Annotated in this window: 31 protein-coding genes; 27 read left to right on the top strand and 4 right to left on the bottom strand. The window is 67.2% G+C overall.

Going from position 1 to position 24,969, the window contains the following annotated elements:
- The first annotated feature begins 6 nt into the window (after nucleotides 1-6).
- The 17 genes from rplE (at nucleotide 7) to galE (ending at nucleotide 9,067) form a co-directional block, all read left to right on the top strand.
- The gene (gene rplE / locus PLC66_RS04115; RefSeq protein ID WP_324537973.1) at nucleotides 7-546 is read left to right on the top strand and encodes a 50S ribosomal protein L5; all 540 of its coding nucleotides are present in this window, start codon (nucleotides 7-9) and stop codon (nucleotides 544-546) included.
- Between the two features lie 7 nt (nucleotides 547-553).
- The gene (rpsN, locus tag PLC66_RS04110) at nucleotides 554-859 is read left to right on the top strand and encodes a 30S ribosomal protein S14 (protein WP_107221685.1); all 306 of its coding nucleotides are present in this window, start codon (nucleotides 554-556) and stop codon (nucleotides 857-859) included.
- A gap of 13 nt (nucleotides 860-872) precedes the next feature.
- The gene (gene rpsH / locus PLC66_RS04105; protein WP_324537972.1) at nucleotides 873-1,268 is read left to right on the top strand and encodes a 30S ribosomal protein S8; all 396 of its coding nucleotides are present in this window, start codon (nucleotides 873-875) and stop codon (nucleotides 1,266-1,268) included.
- Nucleotides 1,269-1,278: 10 nt separating this feature from the next.
- Nucleotides 1,279-1,812: a 50S ribosomal protein L6 gene (gene rplF, locus PLC66_RS04100; RefSeq protein ID WP_324537971.1), complete on the top strand. Its 534-nt coding sequence runs from the start codon at nucleotides 1,279-1,281 to the stop codon at nucleotides 1,810-1,812.
- Between the two features lie 11 nt (nucleotides 1,813-1,823).
- The gene (gene rplR / locus PLC66_RS04095; RefSeq protein ID WP_324537970.1) at nucleotides 1,824-2,177 is read left to right on the top strand and encodes a 50S ribosomal protein L18; all 354 of its coding nucleotides are present in this window, start codon (nucleotides 1,824-1,826) and stop codon (nucleotides 2,175-2,177) included.
- Between the two features lie 12 nt (nucleotides 2,178-2,189).
- Nucleotides 2,190-2,714, top strand: a complete 525-nt coding sequence (gene rpsE / locus PLC66_RS04090) for a 30S ribosomal protein S5 (protein ID WP_324537969.1) — start codon at nucleotides 2,190-2,192, stop codon at nucleotides 2,712-2,714.
- 3 nt (nucleotides 2,715-2,717) lie between these two features.
- A complete protein-coding gene (gene rpmD / locus PLC66_RS04085; RefSeq protein ID WP_324537968.1) occupies nucleotides 2,718-2,900 on the top strand; it encodes a 50S ribosomal protein L30 in 183 nt (60 codons plus the stop codon).
- Nucleotide 2,901: 1 nt separating this feature from the next.
- Nucleotides 2,902-3,339: a 50S ribosomal protein L15 gene (gene rplO / locus PLC66_RS04080; RefSeq protein ID WP_324537967.1), complete on the top strand. Its 438-nt coding sequence runs from the start codon at nucleotides 2,902-2,904 to the stop codon at nucleotides 3,337-3,339.
- Nucleotides 3,340-3,354: 15 nt separating this feature from the next.
- Nucleotides 3,355-4,680, top strand: a complete 1,326-nt coding sequence (gene secY / locus PLC66_RS04075) for a preprotein translocase subunit SecY (RefSeq protein WP_324537966.1) — start codon at nucleotides 3,355-3,357, stop codon at nucleotides 4,678-4,680.
- 4 nt (nucleotides 4,681-4,684) lie between these two features.
- On the top strand, nucleotides 4,685-4,903 hold the full coding sequence (infA, locus tag PLC66_RS04070) for a translation initiation factor IF-1 (protein ID WP_004298457.1): 219 nt from the start codon (nucleotides 4,685-4,687) through the stop codon (nucleotides 4,901-4,903).
- Between the two features lie 25 nt (nucleotides 4,904-4,928).
- Nucleotides 4,929-5,042 carry a 50S ribosomal protein L36 gene (rpmJ, locus tag PLC66_RS04065; RefSeq protein WP_004258276.1) on the top strand — a complete coding sequence of 38 codons (114 nt, stop codon included), beginning with the start codon at nucleotides 4,929-4,931 and terminating at the stop codon, nucleotides 5,040-5,042.
- A gap of 53 nt (nucleotides 5,043-5,095) precedes the next feature.
- Nucleotides 5,096-5,458 carry a 30S ribosomal protein S13 gene (gene rpsM / locus PLC66_RS04060; protein WP_324537965.1) on the top strand — a complete coding sequence of 121 codons (363 nt, stop codon included), beginning with the start codon at nucleotides 5,096-5,098 and terminating at the stop codon, nucleotides 5,456-5,458.
- Nucleotides 5,459-5,470: 12 nt separating this feature from the next.
- A complete protein-coding gene (gene rpsK, locus PLC66_RS04055) occupies nucleotides 5,471-5,860 on the top strand; it encodes a 30S ribosomal protein S11 (RefSeq protein ID WP_002931621.1) in 390 nt (129 codons plus the stop codon).
- A 14-nt stretch (nucleotides 5,861-5,874) separates the two neighbouring features.
- Nucleotides 5,875-6,504, top strand: a complete 630-nt coding sequence (gene rpsD, locus PLC66_RS04050; RefSeq protein ID WP_324537964.1) for a 30S ribosomal protein S4 — start codon at nucleotides 5,875-5,877, stop codon at nucleotides 6,502-6,504.
- A gap of 39 nt (nucleotides 6,505-6,543) precedes the next feature.
- Nucleotides 6,544-7,524 carry a DNA-directed RNA polymerase subunit alpha gene (locus PLC66_RS04045; RefSeq protein WP_503012177.1) on the top strand — a complete coding sequence of 327 codons (981 nt, stop codon included), beginning with the start codon at nucleotides 6,544-6,546 and terminating at the stop codon, nucleotides 7,522-7,524.
- Between the two features lie 25 nt (nucleotides 7,525-7,549).
- Nucleotides 7,550-7,948: a 50S ribosomal protein L17 gene (gene rplQ / locus PLC66_RS04040; protein ID WP_324537962.1), complete on the top strand. Its 399-nt coding sequence runs from the start codon at nucleotides 7,550-7,552 to the stop codon at nucleotides 7,946-7,948.
- Between the two features lie 99 nt (nucleotides 7,949-8,047).
- The gene (gene galE, locus PLC66_RS04035) at nucleotides 8,048-9,067 is read left to right on the top strand and encodes a UDP-glucose 4-epimerase GalE (RefSeq protein ID WP_324537961.1); all 1,020 of its coding nucleotides are present in this window, start codon (nucleotides 8,048-8,050) and stop codon (nucleotides 9,065-9,067) included.
- Nucleotides 9,068-9,083: 16 nt separating this feature from the next.
- Here the strand turns inward: galE and uvrA are convergent, their stop codons facing one another.
- The gene (gene uvrA, locus PLC66_RS04030; protein WP_324537960.1) at nucleotides 9,084-11,912 is read right to left on the bottom strand and encodes an excinuclease ABC subunit UvrA; all 2,829 of its coding nucleotides are present in this window, start codon (nucleotides 11,910-11,912) and stop codon (nucleotides 9,084-9,086) included.
- A gap of 113 nt (nucleotides 11,913-12,025) precedes the next feature.
- Here uvrA and PLC66_RS04025 point away from each other — a divergent pair, with 113 nt between their 5' ends.
- From PLC66_RS04025 to PLC66_RS03990, 8 genes are all read left to right on the top strand, one after another.
- Nucleotides 12,026-13,225, top strand: coding sequence for an MFS transporter (locus PLC66_RS04025; protein ID WP_324537959.1), 1,200 nt, complete (start codon nucleotides 12,026-12,028; stop codon nucleotides 13,223-13,225).
- 134 nt (nucleotides 13,226-13,359) lie between these two features.
- On the top strand, nucleotides 13,360-13,869 hold the full coding sequence (gene ssb, locus PLC66_RS04020) for a single-stranded DNA-binding protein (protein WP_324537958.1): 510 nt from the start codon (nucleotides 13,360-13,362) through the stop codon (nucleotides 13,867-13,869).
- Nucleotides 13,870-13,987: 118 nt separating this feature from the next.
- Nucleotides 13,988-14,953: an MBL fold metallo-hydrolase gene (locus tag PLC66_RS04015; RefSeq protein ID WP_324537957.1), complete on the top strand. Its 966-nt coding sequence runs from the start codon at nucleotides 13,988-13,990 to the stop codon at nucleotides 14,951-14,953.
- A gap of 11 nt (nucleotides 14,954-14,964) precedes the next feature.
- Nucleotides 14,965-15,789, top strand: coding sequence for a tRNA threonylcarbamoyladenosine dehydratase (locus tag PLC66_RS04010; protein WP_324537986.1), 825 nt, complete (start codon nucleotides 14,965-14,967; stop codon nucleotides 15,787-15,789).
- Complete coding sequence (locus tag PLC66_RS04005) at nucleotides 15,789-16,175, top strand: sirohydrochlorin chelatase (RefSeq protein ID WP_324537956.1); 387 nt, start codon at nucleotides 15,789-15,791, stop codon at nucleotides 16,173-16,175. The genes PLC66_RS04010 and PLC66_RS04005 overlap by 1 nt, the downstream gene beginning before the upstream one ends.
- A gap of 77 nt (nucleotides 16,176-16,252) precedes the next feature.
- Complete coding sequence (locus PLC66_RS04000; protein ID WP_503012176.1) at nucleotides 16,253-17,335, top strand: efflux RND transporter periplasmic adaptor subunit; 1,083 nt, start codon at nucleotides 16,253-16,255, stop codon at nucleotides 17,333-17,335.
- A 14-nt stretch (nucleotides 17,336-17,349) separates the two neighbouring features.
- Entirely contained in the window at nucleotides 17,350-20,640 is a 3,291-nt protein-coding gene (locus tag PLC66_RS03995; protein ID WP_324537955.1) for an efflux RND transporter permease subunit, read from the top strand.
- A complete protein-coding gene (locus tag PLC66_RS03990) occupies nucleotides 20,637-20,861 on the top strand; it encodes a YgaP family membrane protein (protein ID WP_324537954.1) in 225 nt (74 codons plus the stop codon). Before PLC66_RS03995 ends, PLC66_RS03990 begins: the two co-directional genes overlap by 4 nt.
- Here PLC66_RS03990 and PLC66_RS03985 read toward each other — a convergent pair.
- Nucleotides 20,853-21,374, bottom strand: a complete 522-nt coding sequence (locus PLC66_RS03985) for a disulfide bond formation protein B (protein ID WP_324537953.1) — start codon at nucleotides 21,372-21,374, stop codon at nucleotides 20,853-20,855. The two genes, PLC66_RS03990 and PLC66_RS03985, sit on opposite strands and share 9 nt — an antisense overlap.
- Before the next feature lie 78 nt (nucleotides 21,375-21,452).
- Nucleotides 21,453-22,349, bottom strand: a complete 897-nt coding sequence (locus PLC66_RS03980) for a LysR family transcriptional regulator (protein WP_324537952.1) — start codon at nucleotides 22,347-22,349, stop codon at nucleotides 21,453-21,455.
- Nucleotides 22,350-22,455: 106 nt separating this feature from the next.
- Between PLC66_RS03980 and PLC66_RS03975 the strand changes: the two genes are divergently transcribed.
- Together PLC66_RS03975 and PLC66_RS03970 are read left to right on the top strand one after the other, a co-directional pair.
- On the top strand, nucleotides 22,456-23,055 hold the full coding sequence (locus PLC66_RS03975; protein WP_324537951.1) for an FMN-dependent NADH-azoreductase: 600 nt from the start codon (nucleotides 22,456-22,458) through the stop codon (nucleotides 23,053-23,055).
- 103 nt (nucleotides 23,056-23,158) lie between these two features.
- The gene (locus tag PLC66_RS03970) at nucleotides 23,159-24,028 is read left to right on the top strand and encodes a pirin family protein (RefSeq protein ID WP_324537950.1); all 870 of its coding nucleotides are present in this window, start codon (nucleotides 23,159-23,161) and stop codon (nucleotides 24,026-24,028) included.
- Nucleotides 24,029-24,045: 17 nt separating this feature from the next.
- Here the strand turns inward: PLC66_RS03970 and ybiB are convergent, their stop codons facing one another.
- Nucleotides 24,046-24,960: a DNA-binding protein YbiB gene (gene ybiB, locus PLC66_RS03965; protein WP_324537949.1), complete on the bottom strand. Its 915-nt coding sequence runs from the start codon at nucleotides 24,958-24,960 to the stop codon at nucleotides 24,046-24,048.
- Nucleotides 24,961-24,969 lie beyond the last annotated feature (9 nt).

Raw genomic sequence — 24,969 nt, 5'->3', positions numbered from 1 at the left:
GTGACGATGGCTCGCTTGCAACAGGTTTACAAGGACGAAGTCGCGCCGGCGCTCAAGCAGCAGTTCGGCTACAAGTCCGTGATGGAAGTGCCGCGCATCACCAAGATCACCCTGAACATGGGTGTCGGCGAGGCGGTTGGCGACAAGAAGATCCTCGAGAACGCGCTTGGTGACATGACCAAGATTGCCGGTCAGAAGCCGGTGAGCACGAAGGCGCGCAAGTCGATCGCGGGATTCAAGATTCGTGACGGCTATCCCATCGGCTGCATGGTCACCCTGCGTGGTCCGCGCATGTTCGAATTCCTCGATCGCCTGATCACCATCGCGCTGCCGCGCGTGCGTGACTTCCGTGGCATCGCTGCGAAGGGTTTCGACGGTCGCGGCAACTACAACCTCGGTGTCAAGGAACAGATCATTTTCCCTGAGATCGAGTACGACAAGATCGATGCGCTGCGCGGGATGAACATCAGCATCACGACGACGGCGAAGACGGACGAGGAAGCGCGTGCGCTTCTCGGTGCGTTCAAGTTCCCGTTCAAGAATTGAGGGTGATATGGCGAAACTCGCTCTGATCAACCGTGAAGTGAAGCGTGCAAAGCTGGTGGAAAAGTTCGCTGCCAAGCGTGCCGCGCTCGTCGCTCAGGTCAAGGACAGCAATCTGTCCGAAGAAGAACGCATGGCTGCCCGCCTGGCCCTGCAGCAACTGCCCCGCAATGCCAACCCGACCCGCCAGCGCAATCGCTGCGCGCTGACCGGGCGCCCGCGTGGTGTCTTCCGCAAGTTCGGTCTGTGCCGCAACAAGCTGCGCGAGATCGCTTTCCGCGGTGAAGTGCCTGGCATGACCAAGGCGAGCTGGTAAGGAGAATTCGAAGATGAGTATGTCCGATCCCATCGCCGACATGCTGACGCGCATCCGCAATGGCCAGCAGGCCCAGAAGGTTTCGGTGTCGATGCCTTCGTCCAAGCTGAAGATTGCGATCGCCAAGGTATTGCAGGATGAAGGTTACATCGACGGCTTCGCCGTTCGCGACGAGGCTGGCAAGGCCTCGCTGGATGTGACGCTCAAGTACTACGCCGGTCGTCCGGTCATCGAGCGCCTGGAGCGCGTGAGCCGTCCTGGCCTGCGCATCTACAAGGGCAGCGACGACCTGCCGCGCGTGATGAACGGCCTTGGCGTGGCCATCGTGTCCACGCCGCGTGGCGTGATGACGGATCGCTCGGCGCGCGCAAATCGCGTCGGCGGTGAAGTCATCTGCCTGGTTGCCTAAGGGGGAAGCGATGTCTCGTGTAGCCAAGAATCCGGTGGCGATTCCTCAGGGCGTCGAGGTGACGATCTCTGTGGGTGAGATCGCCGTCAAGGGGCCGCTGGGTACTCTGCGCCAGTCGCTGAGTGATGCCGTGACCGTCGAGCGCGACGGCGATACCGTCGTGTGCAAGGCGCGCGACGGTGTGGCCAACGCCCGGGCGATGTCCGGTACCGTGCGCGCCCTGGTGAACAACATGGTCGCAGGCGTGAGCAAGGGTTTCGAGCGCAAGCTCAACCTGGTGGGCGTCGGTTATCGCGCCCAGGCTCAGGGCGACAAGCTCAACCTGTCGCTCGGCTTCTCGCATCCGGTCGTGCACCAGATGCCCGCCGGCGTGAAGGTGGAGACGCCGACTCAGACCGAGATCGTGATCAAGGGCATCGACAAGCAGCAGGTCGGCCAGGTCGCAGCCGAGGTGCGTGCCTACCGCGCTCCCGAGCCTTACAAGGGCAAGGGCGTCCGTTACTCGGACGAGGTGGTGGTGCTCAAGGAAACCAAGAAGAAGTAAGGCGGTTCGTCATGAACAAGAAAGAAACTCGTCTTCGCCGTGCGCGCAAAACTCGCGCCAAGATTGCGGAGCTCAAGGCGGTTCGCCTGACGGTGTTCCGGTCCAACTGCCACATCTACGCCCAGGTCATCGACGGCAGCGGCGCACGCGTGCTTGCTGCGGCCTCGACGGTCGAACCCGAGGTCCGCTCGCAGGTCGCCAACGGCGGCAACAAGGCTGCGGCCGAGTTCGTCGGCAAGCTGATCGCCGAACGGGCCAAAGCTGCCGGTGTCGAGCAGGTCTCGTTCGACCGCTCGGGCTTCCTGTATCACGGCCGCGTCAAGGCGCTGGCCGAGGCTGCCCGCGAAGGCGGCCTCAAGTTCTAAGCGAGGAATCGAATGGCTAAGCAGCAAACCAAACGTGCGCAAGCCTCCGACGAGCGCGATGACGGCCTGAAGGAGAAGATGGTCGCGATCAATCGCGTGACCAAGGTCGTCAAGGGCGGCCGGATCCTCGGCTTCGCCGCGCTGACCGTGGTTGGCGACGGTGACGGCGCGATCGGCATGGGCAAGGGCAAGTCGCGGGAAGTGCCGGTGGCGGTGCAGAAGGCGATGGACGAAGCCCGCCGCAAGATGCGCAAGGTGTCGCTCAAGAACGGCACCCTCCAGCACACCGTGATCGGCAAGCACGGCGCCGCCTCGGTGCTGATGCAGCCCGCTCCGGCCGGTACCGGCATCATCGCCGGTGGTCCGATGCGCGCGGTGTTCGAGGTGATGGGCGTGACCGACGTGATCTGCAAGTGCATCGGCTCCGCCAATCCGTACAACGTCGTCCGTGCCACGATCAACGGCCTGATGGCGATCAACACCCCGGCGGAGATTGCTGCCAAGCGCGGCAAGTCCGTCGAAGAAATTCTGGGGTAAGCGATGTCGGACAAGAAAATCAAGGTGACGCTCGTCAAGAGCGTGATCGGCACCAAACAGTCCCACCGTGCCACCGTGCGCGGCCTCGGTCTGCGCCGCCTCAACCACACGGTTGAGCTGGCTGACACGCCCGAGATCCGGGGCATGGTCAACAAGGTGTCCTACCTGCTGAAGTGTGAGGGTTGATATGCGCCTGAATACCATCAAGCCGGGCGAAGGCTCGAAGAAGGCCGCGCGCCGTGTCGGTCGTGGCATCGGCAGTGGCCTGGGCAAGACCTGCGGCCGCGGCCACAAGGGTCAGAAGTCCCGCGCCGGCGGCTTCCACAAGACCGGCTTCGAAGGCGGCCAGATGCCGTTGCAGCGTCGCCTGCCGAAGCGTGGCTTCGTGTCGCTGACGCGCGCCCGCAACGTCGAAGTGCGTCTGTCCGAACTGGACAAGCTGCCGGTGGATGAGGTCGATCTGCTGACGCTGAAGCAGGCGGGCGTGATCGCGGCTGACGCGCTGTCCGCCAAGGTCGTGCTCTCCGGCGCGATCAACCGCAAGGTTGTGCTGCGCGGTGTCGGTGCTACCCAGGGTGCCAAGGCGGCGATCGAAGCCGCTGGTGGTTCCGTGGCGGCCGAGTAAACAAGGAAAACGGTTGTGGCGAATACTGCTGCCACGCTCGGAAAGCCGGGGCGGTTCGGCGACCTCAAGCGTCGCCTGCTGTTCCTGCTGGGCGCGCTGATCGTCTATCGCATCGGCGCGCACATTCCGGTCCCGGGTATCGATCCTGAGCGCCTGGCCGAGCTGTTTCAGTCGCAGGCGGGCGGCATCCTCGGGGTGTTCAACCTGTTCTCGGGCGGTGCGCTGTCGCGCTTCACCATCTTCGCGCTGGGCATCATGCCCTACATTTCGGCGTCCATCATCATGCAGTTGATGACCGTGGCCGTGCCGTATCTGGAGGCGCTGAAGAAGGAGGGCGAGGCCGGCAGGCGCAAGATCACGCAGTACACGCGCTACGGCACCCTGGTGCTGGCGTTCGCGCAGGCGCTCGGGATCTCGATCGCGCTGGAGGGGCAGCCGGGCCTGGTGGTCGACCCAGGGCTGATGTTCCGCTTCGTGACCGTGGCCACGCTGGTGACCGGCACGATGTTCCTGATGTGGATGGGTGAGCAGATCACCGAGCGCGGTATCGGCAACGGGATCTCGCTGATCATCTTCGCAGGTATCGTTGCGGGACTGCCAAGTGCGATCGGTGGTCTCTTCGAGCTGGTGCGGACCGGCGCGATGCATCCCTTCACGGCGCTGTTCATCTGCGTGCTGGTGGTGCTGGTGACGGGCTTCGTGGTCTTCGTGGAGCGGGGGCAGCGCAAGATCCTGGTCAATTACGCCAAGCGACAGGTCGGCAACAAGGTGTATGGCGGGCAGAGCTCCCATCTGCCGCTGAAGCTGAACATGTCGGGTGTGATTCCGCCGATCTTTGCGTCGAGCATCATCTTGTTCCCGGCGACGCTGGGGCAGTGGTTCGGCTCGTCCGAGGGCATGTACTGGCTGCGCGACATCGCATCCACGCTGTCGCCGGGGCAACCGATCTATGTGCTTCTGTACGCGCTGGCGATCGTGTTCTTCTGCTTCTTCTACACCGCACTCGTATTCAATGCGCGTGAGACGGCGGATAACCTGAAGAAGAGCGGTGCTTTTGTTCCCGGGATCCGACCCGGAGACCAGACGGCACGGTACATCGACAAGATTCTCATGCGGCTGACGCTCGCCGGGGCGGTCTATATCACCCTGGTCTGTCTGTTGCCCGAGTTCCTGATCCTGAGGTGGAACGTCCCGTTCTATTTCGGTGGCACCTCGCTGCTGATCATCGTGGTGGTCACGATGGACTTCATGGCCCAGGTTCAGGCCGTCGTGATGTCGCATCAGTACGAGAGTCTGCTCAAGAAGGCGAATTTCAAGGGGGCGGGTTTCCCGGGCAGGTAAGTCCATGACGAAGGAAGATGTCATCGAGATGCAGGGCGAGGTCACCGAGAACCTGCCCAATGCAACATTCCGAGTCAGGCTGGAGAACGGTCACATGGTCCTTGGCCATATCTCGGGGAAGATGCGGATGCACTACATCCGCATCCTCCCGGGTGACAAGGTGACCGTACAACTCACCCCCTACGACCTGACCAAGGGCCGGATCGTGTTCCGGACCAAGTGAAGATTAGAGAAACAGGAGCAAGTCCATGAGAGTCCAGGCATCGGTAAAGCGGCTGTGCCGCAATTGCAAGATCATCCGCCGCAAGGGTGTGGTTCGCGTCATTTGTACCGATCCGCGGCATAAGCAACGCCAGGGTTGATCTAGTCAACCTTAGGCATTAGAATTCAACGTTTTGCGTTTTGGGGTAGACGGATGGCCCGTATTGCTGGGGTAAACATTCCCAATCACAAGCATGCCGAGATCGCGCTGACCGCCATCTATGGGATCGGCCGTTCGCGTGCTCAGAAGATTTGCGACGCTGCCGGTATCCAGCGCTCGGTCAAGATGAAGGATCTGACCGAGTCGGACATGGAAAAGCTGCGTGACGAGGTTGCTCGCTTCGTTGTCGAAGGCGATCTGCGTCGTGAAGTGACGATGAACATCAAGCGACTGATGGACCTGGGCTGCTACCGCGGCGTTCGTCATCGTCGCGGCCTGCCGATGCGTGGTCAGCGTACCCGCACGAACGCCCGCACCCGCAAGGGCCCGCGCAAGGCGATCGCCGGCAAGAAGTAACAGGAAACGATAATGGCTAAGACTGGAACGAAGGTTCGTAAGAAGGTCAAGAAGAACGTCGCCGAGGGTATCGCGCACGTTCACGCGAGCTTCAACAATACGATCATCACCATCACCGACCGTCAGGGCAACGCGCTGTCGTGGGCGACCTCGGGTGGTGCGGGCTTCAAGGGCTCGCGCAAGAGCACGCCGTTCGCTGCCCAGGTGGCGGCCGAAGCGGCCGGCAAGGTCGCGCAGGAATGCGGCATCAAGAACCTCGAAGTGCGCATCAAGGGCCCGGGCCCTGGGCGTGAGTCGTCGGTTCGCGCGCTCAACGCGCTGGGGATCAAGATTTCCAGCATCACGGACATCACCCCCATCCCGCATAACGGCTGCCGTCCGCCGAAAAAGCGCCGTATCTGACAAGGAGTTGATAAGTGGCTCGTAATCTCGATCCCAAGTGCCGTCAGTGCCGTCGCGAAGGCGAAAAGCTGTTCCTGAAGGCCGAGAAGTGTTTCACCGACAAGTGCGCCATCGAGCGCCGTGCCTACGCACCTGGCCAGCACGGTCAGCGTTCGGGTCAGCGTCTGTCTGGCTACGGCGTTCAGTTGCGTGAGAAGCAGAAGATCCGTCGTCTTTATGGCGTGCTCGAGCGTCAGTTCCGCAAGGTCTACGCCGAGGCCGATCGCCGCCGCGGCCAGACCGGCGAGAACCTGCTGCAGCTGCTCGAAGGCCGACTGGACTCCGTCGCCTATCGCATGGGCTTCGGCGGTTCGCGCGCCGAGGCACGTCAGGTCGTGCGCCACAATGGCGTGCTGGTCAATGGCAAGCGCGTAAACATTCCGTCGTACATCGTGCGTCCGGGCGACGTCATCGAGGTGACCGAGCGTGCGCGTGCCCACCTGCGTGTGAAGGCGGCGCTCGAAGCGGCTGAGTCGCGCGGCTTCCCCGAGTGGCTGGAAGTCGATGCCAAGGCCGGCAAGGGTGTGTTCAAGGCGTACCCGGTGCGCGCCGAGCTGCCCGCAACGATCAATGAAGGCCTGGTTGTGGAACTGTACTCCCGCTGATCGGGAGGCTGATCCTCTTCTAGTTCCGAGGGAATGCTGATGCAAAGCAATGCACTGCTGAAACCGCGCATCATCGACGTCCAGAGCACCTCGCCGGTCCAGGCGCGGGTGACGATGGAGCCGTTCGAGCGGGGTTTCGGCCATACGCTGGGGAATGCGCTGCGGCGCATCCTCCTGTCGTCGCTGCCCGGCCATGCGGCCACGGAAGTGACGATCGAAGGGGTGCTGCACGAGTACTCCACGCTGGATGGCGTGCGTGAGGACATCGTTGACCTGCTGCTGAATCTGAAGGGCGTGGTGTTCAAGCTCAACGGTCGCAGCGAGGTGACCGTGCGTCTGGCCAAGTCCGGCGAAGGTGTCGTCACCGCGGCCGATATCGAGGTCGGACACGACGTCGAGATCATCAACCCCGAGCACGTGATCGCGCATCTTGCCCCCGGTGGCAAGATCGACATGCAGATCAAGGTCGAGGAAGGTCGTGGCTACGTGCCGGGCAACACTCGTCCGGAGAACGCCGAGAGCAAGAGCATCGGCCACATCGTGCTTGACGCCTCGTTTGGCCCGGTGCGCCGTGTCAGCTACCTGGTGGAAAGCGCGCGTGTCGAGCAGCGTACCGACCTCGATCGTCTGATCATCGACATCGAGACCAACGGTGCGGTCGATCCCGAAGAGGCGATCCGCTATGCAGCGCGGGTCCTGATGGATCAGCTGTCGGTGTTCGCGGATCTGGAGGGCACCCAGCCCGAACGCGAAGTAGCGCCCTCGGTGACCATCGATCCGGTGCTGATGCGCCCGGTGGACGATCTCGAATTGACCGTGCGCTCGGCCAACTGCCTGAAGGCTGAGAACATCTATTACATCGGCGACCTGATCCAGCGTACCGAGACCGAGTTGCTGAAGACCCCGAACCTGGGTCGCAAGTCGCTCAACGAGATCAAGGAAGTGTTGGCCTCACGCGGGCTGACGCTTGGCATGAAACTGGAAAACTGGCCTCCGGCCGGGCTTGAGAAGCTCGGTTGAATCGCCGGGCAAGTGAGGAATTGAAATGCGTCACCGTAACGGTCTTCGCAAGCTGAATCGTACCAGCAGCCACCGCCAGGCGATGTTCCGCAACATGGCCAACTCGCTGCTGCAACACGAAGTCATCAAGACGACCCTGCCGAAGGCGAAGGAACTTCGCCGTGTGGTCGAGCCGATGATCACCCTGGGCAAGAAGCCCAGTCTCGCCAACCGCCGTCTTGCTTTCGACCGCCTGCGCGACCGCGACATGGTCGTCAAGCTGTTCGACGAGTTGGGCCCGCGCTACGCCGCCCGCAATGGCGGTTACCTGCGCATCCTGAAGTGCGGTTTCCGCGATGGCGACAACGCACCGATGGCCTACGTCGAGCTGCTGGATCGCCCGGACGTGGAAGCGGTCGAGGTGGAAGAGGCGGAAGCGGCCTGATCAGGCTGTCACGCACCAGAAGAACCGGGCGCTGCCCGGTTTTTTTACGCCTGTCGTGCGCGAATGCGAGAATGCGGGCGGCTGTCGGGGAGAGATCGGATGAGTGTGACGCTGGTGACGGGTGGGGCGGGCTATATCGGCTCGCATACCTGTGTTGAGTTGCTGGTGGCGGGGCGGGAGGTCGTGGTCGTCGACGACCTGTCGAATTCCTCGCTCGAAGCCGTGCGCCGCATCGAGGAGCTGGGCGGGCGAGCGCTTGCCGGTTTCGTGCGGGCCGACGTGCGCGACCGGGCTGCGCTGAAGGCCTTGTTTGCGGCGCATGAGGTGGAGGCGGTGATCCACTTTGCCGCCAGGAAGGCGGTCGGCGAGTCGGTGGCCAAGCCCCTGGCCTACTACGACAACAACCTGCAGGGCTTGTTGAGCGTGTTGCAGGAGATGGACGCGGCGGGCTGCAGGCAGATGGTGTTCAGCTCCTCGGCGACCGTCTACGGCGACCCGGCGCGGGTGCCGATCGAGGAGGATTTCCCGACCACGGCCACCAACCCCTATGGCTGGACCAAGCTGATGGGCGAGCAGATGCTGCGCGACCTGGCCACGGCGGACGCACGCTGGAGGGTGGTGCTGTTGCGCTACTTCAATCCGGTCGGCGCGCACGCGAGCGGGCGCATCGGCGAGGACCCGGAAGGCCTGCCCAACAACCTGATGCCTTTCGTCAGCCAGGTTGCGGTCGGTCGCCTGGCCCGGCTGCGCGTGTTCGGCGACGACTACGCCACGCCCGATGGCACCGGCGTGCGCGACTACATCCACGTGGTGGATCTCGCGCTCGGGCACCTGCGCGCGCTGGAGCGGATCGGCGCGCTGCCCGGGGTGACGACGCTCAACCTCGGCACCGGGCGTGGCTACAGCGTGCTGGAGATGGTGCGTGCCTTCGAACAGGCGTCGGGACGGCAGGTGCCCTACGACATCGTCGCGCGCCGCCCGGGCGACATCGCCGCGTGCTGGGCCGACCCGGCCCGTGCGCGGGCGGTGCTGGGCTGGCGCGCCGAACGCGACCTGCAGGCCATGTGCGAGGACGCCTGGCGCTGGCAGCGCATGAACCCGCTTGGCTATCGCAGTTGACGCTGCGGTCGAGCGTTCAGTCTGCGGTGGGCAGCAGGCGGCGCAGATAACGGCCGGTGTGGCTCGCCGGATGGGCGGCGATGACTTCGGGCGTGCCGGTGCACACAACGGAGCCGCCGCCAGCGCCCCCCTCCGGCCCCATGTCGACGATCCAGTCCGCGGTCTTGATGACGTCGAGATTGTGCTCGATGACGACGATGGTGTTGCCGTGATCGCGCAGGCGGTGCAACACGCTCAGCAGCAGCTCGATGTCCTGGAAGTGCAGGCCGGTGGTGGGTTCGTCGAGGATGTAGAGCGTGCGCCCGGTGTCACGCTTCGAGAGTTCGAGCGCCAGCTTCACGCGCTGGGCTTCGCCGCCCGACAGCGTGGTGGCGCTCTGGCCGAGGCGGATGTAGCCCAGGCCGACGTCCTTCAGGGTCTCGAGCTTGCGCGCGACCGCGGGGACCGGGGCGAAGAAGTCGAAGGCCTGCTCGACGGTCATCTCCAGCACCTCGTGGATGCTGCGGCCCTTGTAGCGGATCTCCAGGGTCTCGCGGTTGTAGCGCTTGCCGTGGCAGACGTCGCAGGGAACGTACATGTCGGGCAGGAAGTGCATCTCGACCTTGATCAGGCCGTCGCCCTGGCAGGCCTCGCAGCGGCCGCCGCGCACGTTGAAGGAGAAGCGCCCCGGCCCGTAGCCGCGCGCACGGGCCTCGGGCACGCCGGCGAAGAGCTCGCGGATCGGCGTCAGCATGCCGGTGTAGGTTGCGGGGTTGGAGCGCGGCGTGCGTCCGATCGGCGCCTGGTCGACGTTGATGACCTTGTCGAAGGCGTCCAGTCCGTCGATGCCGTCGTGGGCGGCGGCTTCGGTGCTCGAGCCGTACAGCTGGCGCGCCACCGCCGCCGCCAGGGTGTCGTTGATCAGGGTCGACTTGCCCGAGCCGGAGACGCCGGTGACACAGGTGAACAGGCCGACCGGAAGCTCGATGCTGACGCCCTTGAGGTTGTTGCCGCGCGCGCCGCGGATGCTCAGCAAACGCTCCGGATCGGGCGCGCGGCGCTTCACCGGAACCGCGATCCGGCGCCGTCCCGCCAGGTAGTCGCCGGTCACCGATCCCGGGTCGGCGATCACCGCGGCGGGGCTGCCGTGGGCAACGATGCGCCCGCCGTGCTCGCCCGCACCGGGCCCCATGTCCACCAGGTAGTCGGCGCTGCGGATCGCATCCTCGTCGTGCTCGACCACGATCACCGTGTTGCCCAGATCGCGCAGCTGGCGCAGGGTCGTGAGCAGACGGTCGTTGTCGCGCTGATGCAGGCCGATCGAGGGCTCGTCGAGCACGTACATGACGCCGGTCAGCCCCGAGCCGATCTGGCTGGCGAGGCGGATGCGCTGCGCCTCGCCGCCCGACAGGGTGTCGGCCGAGCGGTCCAGCGACAGGTAGTCGAGGCCGACGTTGATCAGGAAACTGATGCGGTCGGCGATCTCCTTGATGATGCGCTCGGCGACCTGCGCGCGCGCGCCGCTCAGCTGCAGCTCGGCGAAGAAGCGATGGCAGTCGCCGAGCGACAGGTGTCCGACTTCATGCAGCGCGCGGCCGCCCACGAGCACATGGCGTGCCTCGGCGCGCAGGCGGCTGCCCTGGCAGCTCGGGCAGGGCCGGGTCGCACGGTACTTGCTCAGCTCCTCGCGCACGGCGAGCGAATCGGTCTCGCGGAAACGGCGCTCCAGATTGGGGAGGATGCCCTCGAAGGGATGCTGCTTGAGCACCATGCGGCCGTTGTCGGCCATGTAGCGGAACGCGATCTGGGTGCGTCCGGAGCCGTTCAGCACGATGGCGCGCACCGCCTCCGGCAGCGACTCGAACGGGGTTTCAACATCGAACCCGTAATGTGTCGCCAGGCTGGCGAGCATCTGGAAGTAGAACTGGTTGCGCCGGTCCCAGCCGCGGATCGCGCCCGCCGCCAGCGACAGCTCGGGATGTGCGACCACGCGCGCGGGGTCGAAGAAATCCACCTGGCCCAGGCCGTCGCATTGGCTGCAGGCCCCGGCCGGGTTGTTGAAGGAGAACAGTCGCGGCTCCAGTTCGGCGAGGGCGAAGCTGCACACCGGGCAGGCAAAGCGCGCCGAAAACAGATGCTCGCGAGCGCTGTCCATCTCCACCGCGAGCGCCCGTCCGTCCGCATGCGTGAGCGCGGTCTCGAAGGACTCGGCCAGCCGGCTGCGCAGGTCGGCGCGCACGCGCAGGCGGTCGATCACCACCTCCACCGTGTGGCGGCGCCCCTTCTCGAGTGGCGGCATGGCGTCGAGCTCCATGACTTCGCCATCGACGCGGACACGGACGAAGCCCTGCGCGCGCAGGTCTGCAAAAAGGTCGTGCTGCTCGCCCTTGCGCCCGGTCACCACCGGCGCGAGGATCATCAGCCGCGTCTCCTCCGGCAGGGCCAGCACGTGATCCACCATCTGCGCCACGCTCTGCGCCTCGAGCGCATTCTCGGGGTGGTCGGGGCAGTGCGGCATGCCTGCGCGTGCGTACAGCAGGCGCAGGTAGTCATGGATCTCGGTCACCGTGCCCACCGTCGAGCGCGGGTTGTGGCTGGTCGCCTTCTGCTCGATCGAGATCGCGGGCGACAGGCCCTCGATCAGGTCCACGTCGGGCTTCTCCATCAGTTGCAGGAACTGGCGCGCATAGGCCGACAGCGACTCGACGTAGCGCCGCTGCCCCTCCGCATACAAGGTGTCGAAGGCCAGCGAGGACTTGCCCGATCCCGACAGGCCGGTGATCACCGTGAGCCGGTTGCGCGGCAGATCGATGCTGATGTTCTTGAGGTTGTGGGTGCGGGCACCGCGAATGCGGATCTCGTCCATGGCTGCCGCCGTGCTTGAGGGAGCCAGCGACTATACGAGAGAAGGCCGGTGCCGGCCAATCGGACGAGGTGGAGTGCTAGAATCGCGCTCTTTCATCGAGCCGGTCTTCCCGAATGTCCGTTCCCGCACGCGACCCGATGACGCGCGACGAACGCCGTGCCGGCATGAGCCTGGCGGCCATCTTCGCCTTGCGCATGCTGGGCCTGTTCCTGATCCTGCCGGTCTTCGCCGTCCATGCGGCACATATCCCCGGTGGCGACAACCTGACCCTGGTCGGGCTGGCGATCGGTGCCTACGGCCTCACCCAGGCCTGCCTGCAGATCGCCTATGGTGCGGCCTCCGATCGCTTCGGGCGCAAGCCGGTGATCGTCTTCGGGCTCGTGCTGTTCGTGATCGGCAGCGTCGTCGCCGCGCTCGCGGGCGATGTGCAGACGATCATCGTCGGCCGCGTGCTGCAGGGCGCCGGCGCCATCTCGGCCGCAGTCACCGCGCTGGCGGCCGACCTCACCCGCGACCAGCATCGCACCAAGGTGATGGCGATGATCGGCTCGTCCATCGGCCTCGTGTTCGCGCTGTCGATGGTGGCGGCGCCGCTGCTGTACGCCGCGATTGGCATGGACGGCATCTTCTGGCTGACCGCGTTGCTCGCCGTCGGCGCGATCGGCGTGCTGCTGTGGGTGGTGCCGGCCGCGCCGCCCGTTCCCCGCGCCACCGGACGACTGATCGACGTGCTGCGCGATGGACAGCTCATGCGGCTCAATTTCGGCGTCTTCGCCCTGCATCTGATCCAGACCACGATGTGGGTCATGGTGCCATCGGCGCTGGTGGCCAGCGGCGGCCTGCCGATGCCCGAGCACTGGAAGGTGTACCTGCCGGCGGTGCTGCTGTCCTTCGTCGTCATGGTGCCGGCGGTCATCGTTGCCGAGCGCCATGACAAGCTCAAGCAGGTGTTCAACGCTGCCATCGTGCTGCTCGCCCTGGTGCAGTTCGGGCTGTGGCTGGTCGGTGACGGATTGATCCCCTTGGCCTTGTTGCTGACCTTGTTCTTCGTCGCCTTCAACGTGCTCGAGGCGACGCAGCCGTCGTGGATCTCGCGCATCGCGGCACCGGGGGCGAAGGGCACCGCGCTCGGCGTCTATAACACCCTGCAATCGGTCGGCCTGTTTCTCGGCGGTGTGCTCGGCGGCTGGCTGGGCCAGGTCTACGGGCCCGCGGCCGTGAGCCTGTTCTGCGGGCTGCTGGCGCTGGCCTGGCTGGCCTTGGCCACCTCGATGCGACCGCCACCCTTGCGTCCCGCTGCCGTGGGGCGCTGAAGCGAACCAGTGTGCTGCGGATCGATCGAAGCAGCGACGGTCCGCAGTGCTGCACCTGCAACTCTGCACCAACCACTTTCATCGCGCGCCGCGCCATGCCCGCCGCGTGCAGGACCTGATCAAAGGAGAATCGGATGGCATCCGTCAATAAAGTCATCCTGATCGGCAACCTCGGTGCCGACCCGGAGAGCCGCTTTGCCCCCTCGGGCGACGCAATCTGCAACATCCGCCTGGCCACGACCGAGACCTGGCGCGACAAGAACACCGGCGAGCGACGCGAGGCCACCGAGTGGCACCGCGTCGCCTTCTTCGGCAAGCTCGCCGAGATCGCCGGACAGTATCTGCGCAAGGGCAGCCAGGTCTACATCGAAGGCAGTCTGCGTACCCGCAAGTGGCAGGACCAGAGCGGCCAGGACCGCTACACCACCGAGATCCGTGCCGACGAGATGAAGATGCTCGGCCGCCGCGAAGGGGGCGACGCCCCGATGCGGGGTGGCGACGGCGGCTGGGACGCGCCGTCCCAATCCGCCCCGTCGCAGGCCGCGCCGGCCGCGCGCGCCCCGGCGCAGCGTCCGCAGCCGGCGGCGCAGCCCTCGCCGCAGTCGGGAGGCTTTGGCGACTTCGACGACGACATCCCGTTCTGAGTCGGCTGCATCGTATTCGGCGTCGCGTGACGTGGGTCCGCGACGCGGTCAGCGCACGGGCCTAGAGTGATCCAGCAGGGGTGAGCCCCTTGGGTCGGCAGTGCGAGGAGGGAGTTTCATGTTCAGTCTGATCAGTTACACCGACGGCGTGCACGCGGTGGACTCGGGCTATGGCCGCCCGCAACTGGCCGCAGTTCATGTCGTCGTCGATGAGGGCCGCGCGGCGATCGTCGATACCGGAAGCAATGCCTCGGTGCCGCGGGTGCTCGGCGCCCTGGCCGCGCTCGGCGTCGCCCCCGAGGCGGTCGACTGGGTCTTGCTGACCCACATCCACCTCGATCATGCCGGCGGTGCCGGCAGTCTGATGTGCGCGTTGCCGCAGGCCAGGCTGGTGGTGCATCCGCGCGGCCTGCGCCACATGATCGACCCCAGCCGGCTGTGGGACGCCACCTGCGCGGTGTATGGCGCCGAGCGTGCCTACGCGCTCTATGGCCGCCTGGTGCCGGTGCCGGCCGAGCGCATCGTGCCGGCGACCGACGGCCTCGAGCTGGCGCTCGGCAGGCGGCACTTCCGCATCTTCGACACCCCGGGTCATGCCCGCCACCACGTCTGCATCTGGGACGACAGCGCCCAGGCCTTCTTCACCGGCGACACCTTCGGGCTGTCCTACCGCGAGCTCGACGTCGATGGGCGCGCCTTCATTCTGCCCACGACCACGCCGACGCAGTTCGACCCCGATGCGATGCACGCCTCGATCGACCGCATGCTGGCGATGCAGCCGCAGGCGATGTACCTGACGCACTACAGCCGGGTGACCGAAGTCGAGCGCCTGGGCGCCGATCTGCACCGCCTGATCGACACCATGGTGGCGGTGGCGCAGGCCGCGCGCGGCGATGGCGTGGCCCGCCACGTCGAGATCCTGGCCGGGCTGGAGCAGATCATGCGCGAGGAGGCGGGGCGCCAGAACTGGGCCCTGAACGAGGAGGAAACCCTCGAGCTGCTGCGCATGGACCTCGAGCTCAACGCCCAGGGGCTCGGCGTGTGGCTCGACAGCCTGCGCGTGACCGAAGCGGAGACCGCTTGAATCCGGCTGCGATGCAGGCCGAGGTCGACCCCGTACGCCGCTTCGGCGGCCTCGATCGCCTCTATGGTGGAGGATCGGTCGAGGCCTTGCACGCGGCCCATGCCTGCGTGATCGGCATCGGCGGCGTCGGTTCCTGGGTGGTCGAGGCGCTCGCCCGCAGCGGCGTCGGCCGCCTCACCCTGGTCGATCTGGACCACGTCGCCGAATCCAACATCAACCGACAGGTGCACGCCCTCGACGACACGCTTGGCATGGCCAAGGTGCGGGCGATGGCCGCACGCGTTGCCGCGATCAATCCCCTGTGCGCGCTCACCGAGATCGAGGACTTCCTCACCCCGGAGAACGCCGAGAGCTTGCTCCAGGGCTATGACGTGGTGATCGATGCCATCGACAATGTCAGGGCCAAGGTCGCGATTGCCGCCGTGTGCCGGCGCCGGCGCATGCCCCTGGTGATGGCGGGCGGGGCAGGCGGCAAGACGGATCCGGCGCGCATCTGCATCGACGATCTGGCGCGCACCCTGCAGGATCCGCTGCTGTCGAAGGTGCGCGCCCGGCTGCGCAAGGAGCATGGCTTCAGTCGCGATCCGAAGAAGAAGTTCGGCATCGAGGCGGTGTTCTCGACCGAACCGCTGCGTTATCCCGCGGTCCAGGCCTGCGACACCGCCAGCCCAGCCGCGCCGCAGGGCCTGGCCTGTGCGGGCTACGGCTCGAGCATGGCGGTGACGGCGAGCGTGGGCCTGTTCTGCGCCGCGCGCGCGCTCGATCACCTGCTCCTGGCGGGTCCCCGCCGTGCCACAGTTTCAACTGCAAGCCCGACCCCTACGGAGACCGCCTGATGAATGCAGCACCGCAGCCCACTGCCGCCATCGTCCTTTTCGGCCATGGTGCGCGCGACCCCGAATGGGCCGGTCCGATGCGCCGCATCCGCGAGGCCATCCTCGCCCGCCCGGACGCGCCGAGTGTCGAGCTGGCCTTTCTCGAATTCATGACGCCGACCCTGCCCGAGGCCATCGCCGCGCTCGCCACGGCGGGTGCGCGCAAGGTGGCGGTGGTGCCGATCTTCCTGGCCCAGGGGGGACACTTGAAGCGTGATCTGCCAGTCTTGCTCGACACGGCGCGCGCTGCCCATCCGCACTGCGAGATCCTGCTCGCCACAGCCGCCGGCGAGGCCGGCCCGGTGGTAAGCGCGATGGCCGATTACGCCGCGTCCTGCCTGGAGTGAGCGCGGGCGCATGAAGGACGCGGGCCGGCGGGCATAGAACGCTTGACGCTCATATATATAAGCATATACTTATAAATATGAGCCCTGATGCCCGCCCTGCCATGCTGCGTTTTGCCGCCTTTCTGTCTGCCCTTGTCCTCGCTGTGGCGGTGCGCGCCGAGGTGCCGACGATTCGCGTCGAGTCGCGCGCGCTGCCGGCGGCGACCGTCGTCGAGGCCAGCATCGAGGCGGTGCGGCAATCCACGCTGGCGGCGCAGATTCCCGGCCGCGTGCTGGAGATGGCCGTCGATGCCGGCGACCGCGTGCGCAAGGGCCAGGTGCTGGTCCGCATCGATCCCGCCGAAGCGGCTGCCGCCGTGGCCGCTGCCGATGCCGGTGTCGCTCATGCGCAGACGGCTCTGGCCAATGCCCGCGCCGAGTATGCGCGGGCGCGCAGTCTGGTCGAGCGCAAGTTCCTCAGCCAGTCCGCGCTCGATGCGGCGCGTACCCAGTTTCAGGCCGCCGAGGCGCAGCTGCGTGCGGCCCAGGCCCAGCGCGCCCAGGCGGCCACCGTGCAGGGCCATGCCACGGTGGTTTCGCCACTGGACGGCGTGGTTTCGGCACGCCATATCGAGGCGGGCGAAATGGCCCAGCCGGGGCGCAGCCTGCTGACCGTCCATGACCCGGCGCAGATGCGCGCAGTGGCCGATCTGGCACCGCAGCGCCTGGCCGAGCTCGGCACGGACGGCATCCGTGCGCGTGTCGAACTCGGCGACGGCGGGCGCTTCATCGAGGCGGCGGCGCTGACCGTGCTGCCCGCAGCCGATGCGCGCACCCATACCGTGCGCGTCCGTGTGGACCTGCCGGCGGAGGTCGAGGGCGTGTTGCCGGGCAGCTTTGCGCGCGTCCATTTTCAGCCCGCAGCGGTGCCGGACGTCTCGGCCACCGCCGCGCCGGTGGTCATTCCTGCCGCTGCGGTGCTGCGCCGCGGTGAGCTGACGGCGGTCTATGTGGCCGATGGCGGGGGCGGCTTCGGCCTGCGTCAGATCCGGCTCGGGCGCCTGCTGCCGGGCGGCGAGGCCATCGAGGTGCTGTCCGGCCTCAAGGGCGACGAGACGCTCGCCCTCGATCCGGTGCAGGCCGGCATTGCGGCCCGCAGCGCCGGCGCCGCGCCGCGCTGAGTCCGGAGGCGAGCATGGAACCCCGTCTCGGCATTTCCGGCCGCATCGCGGCCGGCTTCCAGCGCAATGCGATCACGCCGCTGCTGGCATTGGTGCTGCTGCTGGCCGGCCTCTTCGCCACGCTGATCACGCCCAAGGAAGAAGAGCCCCAGATCGACGTCACCATGGCCAACGTGATGGTGCCCTTCCCGGGCGCGTCGGCACGCGACGTCGAGGCCTTGGTCGCACGCCCGGCCGAGCAGGTGCTGTCGCGCATCACCGGCGTCGAGCACGTGTATACCGTGTCGCGTCCCGGCATGGCGGTCATCACGGTGCAGTTCGAGGTCGGCGTGCCCAACCAGACCGCGCTCGTGCGCCTCTACGACACCGTGCATTCGCACGCCGACTGGCTGTCGCCGCAACTGGGCGTCGGCACACCGCTGATCAAGCCCAAGGGCATCGACGACGTGCCCATCCTCAGCTTCACCTTGTGGACCGCCGACCCCGAACGCGCCGGCTTCGAGCTGCAGCAGATCGGGCGCGCGATCGAGACCGAGTTGAAGCGCATTGCCGGCACGCGCGACGTCGTCACCCTCGGTGGCCCGGGGCACGTGATCCGGGTGGACATGGACACCGAGCGCATGAACGCCCACGGCGTCACCGCGCAGGACCTGCGCGCCGCGCTGCAGCTCGCCAACGCCTCGCAGCCGGCGGGCAGCCTTGTGGCGGGCAATCGCGAGGTGCTGGTGCAGACCGGCACCTATCTGGAGTCGGCCGAGGACGTGCGCAGCCTCGTCGTCGGGGTGCAGGAGCAGCGGCCGGTGTTCCTGCGCGATGTCGCCGACGTCGTCGATGGCCCTGACCAGCCTGCGCAGTACGTCTGGTTCGGTACCGGCGCCGCCGCCACCGAGCGTGGCATCGAGCAGCAGGGCCTGTTCCCTGCGGTCACGTTGGCGCTGTCGAAGAAGCCCGGCGCCAACGCTGCCGACGTCGCCCGGGCAGCGATCGAGCGCCTCGATAACCTGCGCGGCAGCTTGATCCCGCAAGGGGTGGAGATCACCGTCACGCGTGACTACGGCAAGACCGCCAACGACAAGGCCAACCAGCTCATCGGCAAGCTCGCCTTCGCCACCGCGGCTGTCGTGGCGCTGGTGTTCTTCGCGCTCGGCCGGCGCGAGGCGATCATCGTCGGCATCGCGGTGTCGCTGACGCTGGCGGCGACGCTGTTTGCGTCCTGGGCCTGGGGCTTCACCCTCAACCGGGTGTCGCTGTTCGCGCTCATCTTCTCGATCGGCATCCTGGTCGACGACGCCATCGTGGTGGTCGAGAACATCCACCGCTGGCACACGCTCGAGCCCGACACGCCGTTGTGGAAACTGATCCCGAGGGCGGTGGACGAGGTCGGCGGCCCCACCATCCTCGCCACCTTCACGGTGATCGCGGCGCTGCTGCCGATGGCCTTCGTGACGGGTCTGATGGGGCCCTACATGAGCCCGATCCCGATCAATGCCTCGATGGGCATGTTCATCTCGCTGGTGGTGGCCTTCGTCGTCACGCCCTGGCTGGCGCAGAAGATGCTCGGCCAGGTCGGCGCCTACGTCCACGAGGGCGAGGACAGGATGACGAGGCGGCTCGACGGCCTCTTCCGCCGCATCATGACGCCGCTGCTCGATGCCCGCCGCGGCGCGCGCAACCGGCTGCTGCTGTGGCTGGGCGTGTTCGCGCTGATCGGCGCCTCGGTTGCGTTGCCGGTGGTGCAGCTCGTGGTCATGAAGATGCTGCCCTTCGACAACAAGAGCGAATTCCAGGTTGTCCTCGACATGCCGGTCGGCACGCCGGTGGAGGACACGGCGCGTGTGCTCAACGAGATCGGCGCGCATCTGGCGACCGTGCCCGAGGTCACCGACTGGCAGTCCTATGCCGGCACCGCGGCGCCGATCAACTTCAACGGCCTGGTGCGCCAGTACTTCCTGAGGAGCGCGCCGGAGCAGGGCGACATCCAGGTCAACCTGGTCGACAAGAAGGCGCGCAGCCGCCAGAGCCATGAGATCGCGGTGTCGGTGCGCGCCGCGGTGACGGAGATCGCACGTCGCAGCGGCGGCAACGCCAAGGTCGTCGAAGTGCCGCCCGGCCCGCCGGTGCTGTCGCCGATCGTCGCCGAGATCTACGGCCCGGACTATGACGGCCAGCTCGAGGTGGCCAGGCGGGTACGTGCCGCCTTCGAGGCGACCGCCGACATCGTCGGCGTGGACGACACGGTCGACGAGGCAGCGCCCAAGCTCGTGCTGCGTGTTGACCAGGCCAAGGCGGCGCGCATGGGCGTGGCGCAGGCCGACGTCGTCGAGGTCGTGCGCCTGGGGTTGTCCGGCGAGAACGTCACCCCGGTCCATGGCGGCGACAACAAGTACGAGATCCCGGTGCGCATCCAGCTTCCCGCCACGCGCCAGTCCGAGCTCGGCAACCTGCTGGCGATGCAGGTGCGGGCGCGGGCGGGCGACAATGCCGGGCAGCTGATCAAGATCTCGGAGGTGGTGCAGGTCGCCGAGACGCAGCGTGAGCAGATCCTCTATCGCAAGGATCTGCTGCCAGTGGTGTACGTCACTGGCGACATGGGCGGCAAGCTCGACTCGCCGCTGTACGGCATGTTCGACATCCGATCGAGGGTCAATGGCATGGCGCTCGAGGGCGCGCCGGGGCTGGCCGGCACGCTGGGCGAATGGTTCATCCGCCAGCCCGCCGACCCCTATGCCGGCTACGAGCTGAAGTGGGACGGCGAGTGGCAGATCACCTACGAGACCTTCCGCGACATGGGTGCGGCCTACGCGGTCGGCCTGGTGCTGATCTACCTGCTGGTGGTGGCGCAGTTCAGGAGCTACCTGGTGCCGCTGATCATCATGGCGCCGATCCCGCTCACCCTCGTCGGTGTGATGCCCGGCCATGCGCTGTTTGGCGCGCAATTCACCGCCACCTCGATGATCGGCATGATCGCGCTTGCCGGCATCATCGTGCGCAACTCGATCCTGCTGGTCGATTTCGTCAACCAGCAGGTACGGGGTGCGGACGGCAAGCCCGCCATGGCGCTCGACGAGGCGGTGATCCGTGCCGCCGCGGTGCGCGCCAAGCCGATCGGGCTGACCGCGCTGGCGGCGATGATCGGCGCCGTCTTCATCCTGGATGACCCGATCTTCAACGGCCTGGCGATCAGCCTGATCTTCGGCATCTTCGTCTCCACCGTGCTCACTCTAGTGGTGATCCCGGTGCTCTACTACGCGGCCATGCGTGGCCGCGTCGCCCAACTGCAAGCCCTCGAGGAGAAGCCCGCATGACCACCAACGATTACGTGCGCGCCTTTGCCGGCGCCTTCGTGCTGATCTCGCTCGCCCTCGGCGTCGAGGCCTCGCCGCTTTTCGTCAGCAAGCACTTCCTGTGGCTGACCGCCTTCGTCGGCGCCAACCTGTTCCAGAGCGCCTTCACCGGCCTGTGCCCGCTGGTGAACATCCTGCACAAGCTCGGCGTCAAGGACGAGAAGCCCGCCGCCTCACGCTGAGGCCGGGCGCTCCCGGCGCAGCAGCATCCACAGCGCAAAGGCGACGGTGGCGGAAAAGCTCACCAGCGACCAGTTGGCGATCGACAGGCCGAGGAAGGTCCAGTCGACGATGCTGCAGTCTCCCGCGCCGCGGAAGATCATCGGCAAGGCCTGGCCGAGCGGAAAGCTGTCGAGCATGAACTCCAGCCCCGGTCCGCATTCCGGAATGGCGGGCGGAAAGAGCTGGATCCAGGTCTGGCGCGCCGCGATGCCGCCGCCGGTGAGGGCCAGCAGGCCGATCAGGGCCGCATACACCCGGCTGCCCGTGCGCCCCGGGCCGTGCCCGGCGGCAACGAGCGCGAGCATGGCGACGAGCAGGAAGGCGTAGCGCTGCATGATGCACATCGGGCAGGGCTCGAGCCCCTGGAAGTGCTGCAGGTAGAGGCCGAAGCCGAGCAGGCAGAAGGCCGTGACGGCGAGCGCGAGATACAGCAGGCGCGCCGGAAGATGGAGCAGGGTGTGGAGCAGGGGCATCGACGATGAGGGCTGGGCCCTGGGTTGGAGTGGGGCGCCCATTGTAGGACACGCACCCTCGGAGCGTGGATCGCGCCCTCAGGTTCCCAGCGCGGTCTGCAGCATGTCGAGGAAGGCGCGCGTCTTCGCCGGCATCAACCGGCGGCCGGGAAACACCGCCCACGCCGTATGCGAGGGCAGGCACCAGTCCGGCAGTACGCGGCGCAGTTCACCGCGGCGCACGTAGGGCGCGGCGAAGTAGTCCGGCACGGCGGTGATGCCCGCGCCGCCGCGGGCGAGCCGGATCAGCAGCTCGGGCGAATTCGCCGTGATGCTGCCCGGCGGCCTGCCCTCCCAGCGGTCCTCGCCGCGCATCAGCGTCCACCCGATCGCCTCACCGGTTCGCGCCAGCAGGCGCAGCGCCCGGTGCGTGCTCAGGGCCTCGGGGCGGTCGGGCTCGCCGTGCTCGGCGAGATAGCCCGGCGAGGCATACAGGCCGTTCGGGAAGACGGCCAGCCGGCGTGCCGCGAGCAAGGCATCGTCGGGCAGTTCGCCCATGCGGATGGCGATGTCGAAGTTCTCGCCCAGCAGGTCCACCCGGCGCGGCGACAGATCCAGTTCCAGCGACACCGCCGGATGCAGCGCGGAGAAGGCCGCGAGCGTGTCGGTCAGCAGCAGGTTGGCGAAGTCGCTCGGCATCGATACCCGCAGGCGCCCGCTCGGGCGCGCCTGGCGGCTCTCGGCCAGGGCCTTCACGGCGTCGATCTCGCTGACGACCTGGCGCGCGTGCTCCAGCAGGGCGTGGCCGAACTCGGTCAGCGTCAGGCGCCGGGTGGTGCGCAGCATCAGGCGCTCGCCGAGGTGCTCCTCGAGTTGCGAGATGCGGCGCGACACCGTCGATTTGGGCAGGCCGAGGCGGTCGGCCGCCGCGGTGAAGCTGCCGTCCTCGGCGACGCGGGCGAAGATCACCAGGTCGTTAGGGTCGTATTGTTCCATGGCTTGGACAATCTTGTCCGTTCAATGGGGTTAATGATTCGTGGAGGCACGATTAGACTCTCTTCACCGTCTTGCAACAAGACCCCGACCCTCAAGGAGAGCCCACATGAACATCCTGCAAATCAACGGCAGTGCCCGCAGCGAAGGCGCCAATTCCACCCGCGTCGCCAATGACATCGTCGCCCGCCTGAAGGCGGCCGATCCCGCGGCGAACGTCGTGCTGCGCGACCTGGCGCGCGACCCCGCGCCGGTGATCGATGAAGCCGCGCTCGGCGCCCTGTTCACCCCGGCCGAGCAGCGCACGCCGCAACAGGCCGCCCGCGTGGCCGAGAGCGATGCGCTGATCGCCGAGGTCCAGGCGGCCGACGTCGTCGTGATCGGCGTGCCGATGTACAACTTCAGCATCTCGGCCCAGCTCAAGAACTGGATCGACGCCATCGCCCGTGCCGGTGTCACCTTCCGCTACACCGAGAACGGTCCCGAAGGCCTGCTCAAGGGCAAGAAGGTGTTCATCGCCTTCGCCCGCGGCGGTCGCTATCGCGGCACCGCGGCCGACACCCAGACGCCCTTCCTGCAGACCGTGCTCGGCTTCCTGGGCATGACCGACATCCGCTTCGTCTATGCCGAAGGCCTGAACATGGGCGAAGACGCGGTCAAGCAGGGCTTTGCCGAAGCCGAGGCCGACATCGCTGCGGCGCTGGCCTGAGCCGCCGCAAGTCGCCCCAGGGCAGCGCGACGCCGGGCGCCACGGTGCCCGGCGTGCCACGCCCAGTCTTACCCCATCCCCAGCCACAGCCAGGAGCGCCATCATGTCCCTTCCTCATGCCGTAACCCTCACCCACCCGCGCCGTGTCGAGCGCCTGGTCGCAGGTCAGGCGACGTCGGACGGGGCTGGCGTCAAGCTCACCCGCGTGCTGACCCAGTCGCTGCAGCGCCGGCTCGACCCCTTCCTGATGCTCGACGCCTTCGGCAGCGACAAGGCCGATGACTACATCGCCGGCTTTCCCGACCACCCGCACCGCGGCTTCGAGACCGTCACCTACATGATCGCGGGACGCATGCTGCATCGTGACAGTGCCGGCCACGAGGGCTTGCTCGAGAACGGCGGCGTGCAGTGGATGACCGCCGGTCGCGGCGTGATCCACTCCGAGATTCCGCAGCAGGAGGAGGGCCTGATGGAAGGCTTCCAGCTCTGGCTCAACCTGCCGGCCAAGGACAAGCTGTGCGCGCCCTGGTACCGCGACTTCGCCGGCGCCGAGCTGCCGCGCTTCACCACCGCGGACGGCGTCGAAGTCACCGTGATCGCAGGCGAGAGCCATGGCGTGCGCGGTGCGGTCACGCGCGAAGCCACGGCGCCGCTCTACCTTGATCTGCACCTGCCCGCGGGCGCGGCTTTCAGCCAGGCGCTGCCCGCCGCGCACAATGCCTTCGTCTATGTCTACCGGGGAGAGCTGAAGGTGGCCGATACCGTCGTGCCCGCCGGGCGCATGGCCATCCTCGCCAATGACGAGGGCAGCGACGGCGTGCTGATCGAGGCCGGGCCCGAGACCCGCGCCCTGCTTATCGCCGGCCGGCCGCTGGGCGAGCCGATCGCGCAGTACGGCCCCTTCGTGATGAACACCGAGCAGGAGATCTATCAGGCCGTGGCTGATTACCGCGCGGGTCGGCTGGCGGCCTGAAGCGACCGCCCGCCGGCTCAGCCGGCGAGCGTGCGCAAGGCCTGCACCTGGGCGCTGATGGGGGCGGGGATGGGCGATTCGCCGGCGAGCATGGCGCGGATCAGCGCGGCGTTGTCGGCCACCGACGGGGCGTCCGGCAGGCCGGCCAGCGGCGGCGCGCCGCCTTCCTCGCCGGCGACGCCGAGGCCGGCTTCGCCTTCCACATACACCTTCATCTCGGGGCAGCGCCGCGGATTGGCGTAGATCTCGCCCTCGGTGCCGCGCAGCAGCATCGCCCGCCCGCCGTCCAGGCGCAGGAAGGCGTCCATGCGCTCGAGGTATTCCGGGTGGGTGACGGCGACCACGCGCACGCTGCGGCCGCGGCAGGGGTCGAGCAGCTTGGCCATGGTGTGGCCGCTGGCGCGCACCCCCATGCGCAGGCGCAGCGCAAGCAAGGGGTCGAGGCCGGGCAGCAGGCGATCGACCGCGATGCAGGCGAGCCGGCGCGTGGCCAGTTGGTCCGCGGCTGCGGCCGCATCCGCGGCCGGCTGCAGGTCGAGCGCGGCGAGCAGTTCGAAGGGGCTGACCCTTGTCTCGAAGTCGTGACGGCCCTGAATCAGCACCGGGACGCCCTCGCGCGCGAGCAGCAGCGCCACCAGCGGCATCAGGTTGGCCTGGCGGCGCGCGCCGTTGTAGGTCGGCAGCACCACGCAGCGCGGCCCGTCGGGCACGCCGACCTGTGCGGTGCGCGCGTCCATCGCCTGCTTGAAGCCGAGCAACTCGGGCAGCGCCTCGCTCTTCACCCGGAAGGCGATCAGGATCGCGCCGAGCTCGAGCTCAGGCACCTTGCCGTCGAGGATGTCGCCGAAGAGGCTGGCCGCGGCAGCCGTGTCCAGGCTGCGCGCGCCCTTGGCGCCCCGCCCGATTTCCTTGATGATTGCGCCGTAATTCATGGCGGCGAT

It is taken from the genome of Thauera sp. (assembly GCF_035444905.1).
Lineage (GTDB): Bacteria > Pseudomonadota > Gammaproteobacteria > Burkholderiales > Rhodocyclaceae > Thauera.
The sequence above is the reverse complement of the archived record's forward strand: the minus strand, read 5'-3'. Positions and strand labels throughout refer to the sequence as shown.

Coding starts and splice junctions, on each gene's coding strand:
- PLC66_RS03990 (WP_324537954.1), top strand. CDS start 20,637: ATGACCACCAACGATTACGTGCGCGCCTTTGCCGGCGCCTTCGTGCTG.
- rpsE (WP_324537969.1), top strand. CDS start 2,190: ATGGCTAAGCAGCAAACCAAACGTGCGCAAGCCTCCGACGAGCGCGAT.
- PLC66_RS04005 (WP_324537956.1), top strand. CDS start 15,789: ATGAATGCAGCACCGCAGCCCACTGCCGCCATCGTCCTTTTCGGCCAT.
- rplF (WP_324537971.1), top strand. CDS start 1,279: ATGTCTCGTGTAGCCAAGAATCCGGTGGCGATTCCTCAGGGCGTCGAG.
- rplO (WP_324537967.1), top strand. CDS start 2,902: ATGCGCCTGAATACCATCAAGCCGGGCGAAGGCTCGAAGAAGGCCGCG.
- PLC66_RS03970 (WP_324537950.1), top strand. CDS start 23,159: ATGTCCCTTCCTCATGCCGTAACCCTCACCCACCCGCGCCGTGTCGAG.
- PLC66_RS03975 (WP_324537951.1), top strand. CDS start 22,456: ATGAACATCCTGCAAATCAACGGCAGTGCCCGCAGCGAAGGCGCCAAT.
- rplQ (WP_324537962.1), top strand. CDS start 7,550: ATGCGTCACCGTAACGGTCTTCGCAAGCTGAATCGTACCAGCAGCCAC.
- PLC66_RS04015 (WP_324537957.1), top strand. CDS start 13,988: ATGTTCAGTCTGATCAGTTACACCGACGGCGTGCACGCGGTGGACTCG.
- PLC66_RS04025 (WP_324537959.1), top strand. CDS start 12,026: ATGTCCGTTCCCGCACGCGACCCGATGACGCGCGACGAACGCCGTGCC.
- PLC66_RS04000 (WP_503012176.1), top strand. CDS start 16,253: ATGAGCCCTGATGCCCGCCCTGCCATGCTGCGTTTTGCCGCCTTTCTG.
- galE (WP_324537961.1), top strand. CDS start 8,048: ATGAGTGTGACGCTGGTGACGGGTGGGGCGGGCTATATCGGCTCGCAT.
- rpsH (WP_324537972.1), top strand. CDS start 873: ATGAGTATGTCCGATCCCATCGCCGACATGCTGACGCGCATCCGCAAT.
- PLC66_RS03995 (WP_324537955.1), top strand. CDS start 17,350: ATGGAACCCCGTCTCGGCATTTCCGGCCGCATCGCGGCCGGCTTCCAG.
- uvrA (WP_324537960.1), bottom strand. CDS start 11,912: ATGGACGAGATCCGCATTCGCGGTGCCCGCACCCACAACCTCAAGAAC.
- infA (WP_004298457.1), top strand. CDS start 4,685: ATGACGAAGGAAGATGTCATCGAGATGCAGGGCGAGGTCACCGAGAAC.
- rpsN (WP_107221685.1), top strand. CDS start 554: ATGGCGAAACTCGCTCTGATCAACCGTGAAGTGAAGCGTGCAAAGCTG.
- rplR (WP_324537970.1), top strand. CDS start 1,824: ATGAACAAGAAAGAAACTCGTCTTCGCCGTGCGCGCAAAACTCGCGCC.
- rpsM (WP_324537965.1), top strand. CDS start 5,096: ATGGCCCGTATTGCTGGGGTAAACATTCCCAATCACAAGCATGCCGAG.
- ybiB (WP_324537949.1), bottom strand. CDS start 24,960: ATGAATTACGGCGCAATCATCAAGGAAATCGGGCGGGGCGCCAAGGGC.
- PLC66_RS03985 (WP_324537953.1), bottom strand. CDS start 21,374: ATGCCCCTGCTCCACACCCTGCTCCATCTTCCGGCGCGCCTGCTGTAT.
- PLC66_RS04010 (WP_324537986.1), top strand. CDS start 14,965: ATGCAGGCCGAGGTCGACCCCGTACGCCGCTTCGGCGGCCTCGATCGC.
- rplE (WP_324537973.1), top strand. CDS start 7: ATGGCTCGCTTGCAACAGGTTTACAAGGACGAAGTCGCGCCGGCGCTC.
- rpsK (WP_002931621.1), top strand. CDS start 5,471: ATGGCTAAGACTGGAACGAAGGTTCGTAAGAAGGTCAAGAAGAACGTC.
- PLC66_RS04045 (WP_503012177.1), top strand. CDS start 6,544: ATGCAAAGCAATGCACTGCTGAAACCGCGCATCATCGACGTCCAGAGC.
- ssb (WP_324537958.1), top strand. CDS start 13,360: ATGGCATCCGTCAATAAAGTCATCCTGATCGGCAACCTCGGTGCCGAC.
- rpmD (WP_324537968.1), top strand. CDS start 2,718: ATGTCGGACAAGAAAATCAAGGTGACGCTCGTCAAGAGCGTGATCGGC.
- PLC66_RS03980 (WP_324537952.1), bottom strand. CDS start 22,349: ATGGAACAATACGACCCTAACGACCTGGTGATCTTCGCCCGCGTCGCC.
- rpmJ (WP_004258276.1), top strand. CDS start 4,929: ATGAGAGTCCAGGCATCGGTAAAGCGGCTGTGCCGCAATTGCAAGATC.